Source organism: Pseudomonas sp. 2822-17, assembly GCF_002742485.1.
Classification (GTDB): Bacteria; Pseudomonadota; Gammaproteobacteria; order Pseudomonadales; family Pseudomonadaceae; genus Aquipseudomonas; species Aquipseudomonas cyclaminis.
Map to the genome: position 1 here is coordinate 1 of NZ_LJRZ01000763.1, position 268 is coordinate 268.

The following is a 268-nucleotide window of genomic DNA, read 5'->3' on the forward strand; positions in this document are numbered from 1 at the left end:
CGTCATAACGATCGAATAAAGGCTTATATAACAAAAGTAGAAAAAACTACGAAAGGGCCTCAGATCATGATTTCCCGTACCCACCCAGGTCTTCTAAAAAGACTTTTCGAGTTGGAAGTACCAGAGATATTTGATGGTACTGTGGAAATTAAGTCTGTCTCAAGAGAAGCGGGAGATCGTTCAAAAATTGCAGTGCATGCTGATGACCCTGAAGTTGATCCAGTTGGATCGTGTGTAGGTCCTAAAGGACAACGTGTACAAACTATTG

The 268-nt window shown here is 41.4% G+C and carries 1 pseudogene; it reads left to right on the top strand.

From position 1 onward, the window contains the following. Positions 1-66: 66 nt before the first annotated feature. Positions 67-268: pseudogene (locus AOA60_RS27600) on the top strand (transcription termination/antitermination protein NusA); the annotation flags it as partial.